This is a genomic window from Endozoicomonas sp. SESOKO3 (assembly GCF_024606255.1).
Genome location: NZ_JAHHPR010000122.1, coordinates 1 through 1951, shown reverse-complemented (window position 1 = coordinate 1951; position 1951 = coordinate 1). Strand labels below are relative to the sequence as shown.

2 protein-coding genes are annotated in these 1951 nt (G+C 47.4%); both read left to right on the top strand.

Annotated features, from left to right (window positions below; translation table 11 throughout):
* Positions 1 to 1080 (top strand): CHY zinc finger protein (locus tag KDK18_RS02225; RefSeq protein ID WP_257252886.1); only part of this gene is annotated, 1080 nt, incomplete at its 5' end.
* Positions 1081 to 1330: 250 nt separating this feature from the next.
* On the top strand, positions 1331 to 1951 hold a 621-nt coding region (locus KDK18_RS02220; protein WP_257252885.1), incomplete at its 3' end, for a hypothetical protein.

Below are 1951 nucleotides of genomic sequence, written 5' to 3'. Positions count from 1 at the left end.
CAATGCCTGAGGGAACAGATCAAAAAGTTGTACGTTGATCTCGAAAGCAAACAAGGAGTAATAGACTATCTGATCCATCAAGCAGCGGAAAACACAGCCCAGAGGCTGACAGCGGCCAATAATCCAGCGATGCCCGGCAATGACACAGCGCGTTTTGATTCTCACCAACCCTTGAGCCCCCCCAATGAGCAGTCACTCTCGTCTATTGACCATACAGAGCCCCCATCAGTAAACAATATTCCCCGTGAAGAACACCCACCGATTGCAGAGACCAACCCGACAATGTCAGGCAGTGACGAGGAGTATCGAGCTTCTCAACAGTTGACTTCCCCCAATGAGCAGTCACTCTCGTCTATTGATCGTACAGAGCCCCCATCAGTAAACAATATTCCCCGTGGAGAACACCCACCGATTCCGGAAACCAGCCCGATGTCAGGCAGTGATGAGTCGAACATCGACAATGAAGAGGCATACCCCCGGCAGGAACAGGTAACGACATGCTGGGACAAAAACCGAAATCGATCTTGCAGTCATTATCATCGGTCATGCCGTCTGAACTTTGGATGCTGTGCCAGGTATTTCCCCTGCCAAATTTGCCATAACGCCAGTGATGACTGCGATGTTAAAGATCGCAAGGCTATTGACGCGAAAAAGCTTCAATGTTGTTTCTGCAACTATGAGGGGGACATTACGGAAGACTCCCAGACGTGCCCGGGATGCAACCAGAAAATGTCGGAATATTTCTGTGCAAAATGCAAACACTTCACCTGTAAGGAGAGAAAACCGCACCACTGCGATAAATGTGGCATTTGCCGAGTAAACAAGCATAAGTCCTTTCACTGTGATGTTTGCAATATCTGTTTGGATAAAAGGTTAGAAGGCAATCACAAATGCCGGGAAAACTCAGGCCACGATCTGTGCTGCATTTGTCTGGAAGATGCCTTCAGCGGCTGCCAGATACTGCCCTGTTCCCACAAAGTTCACAGGAACTGTGTCATTGCGATGATTCAACACGGGATAAGAACCTGCCCCATGTGCAGACACCCTCTATACACTCCGGTAAATGGAAACAATCATTAACTGCTGACCGGATTTAATAATCGCCGTTGGTGTCCGTTTCAGATTTGCCACGTGGCAGTACAGGTCAAAAAATCCATATAGCCATTCAGAAATTCTTGGCTACTCTCTATCTCTACGAACAATAATGATGAAAAGTAATGCTCCTTTATTTTTCCACGACAGAAAGTCAACACAAATTGTTCTGAGGTTTTCTATCAGGCAAGTCAGAGCGGGTTGGCATTATTGACAAAAGTTGTGTAACGAGACTTGAATGCATTTTTACCGCTTATTAATAGCATCTGTTCTTTCCCTGAATGCTATTGCGATTGCGCCATTATGCAATTCTTCAACCAACGTTGACCGGCATAATCCGGGTGGGCAAAAGGTTCGGCTTGAAATCAACGATGGTACAGTGCCTCAGGTTGTGAGTCAGTGGCAACTCTATTCCGAAAATATAACAGACAGTGGTCTGGAAACGGGGCAAACCCGGAATAACACAGTGACACTGGCAAGAGATAGGTCGGCTGGCAACGCCGATTTTCCGGGAGGCAGCAACAGGGGCTTCTTCTATTCGTTTCCCCCTCCACCCTCCCGGAGTGGTGGAGGTGGGTGGCTACCTCTCGAGCGCACTGCCTTGAAGACCCATCATGCTGTTGGCATAAAAGCAGGTAATGATGTTGGAAAACCCTCTGGCAAAGTACCCGATAAAGAATCAAAAGACGAAAATAACGATCATCAAAAAGAGCAAAGAGATGAACCTGAAGGTCAGGAGAGCAGATCACCGGGAGAATGGAATGATGGCAGTGGAAATAACGTAAAAGACGACAATGGAGAGGAACAACTTAAACAGCACCCATCGCTCCGAGAATTAGTACGCCTCTCAAATGAGCTG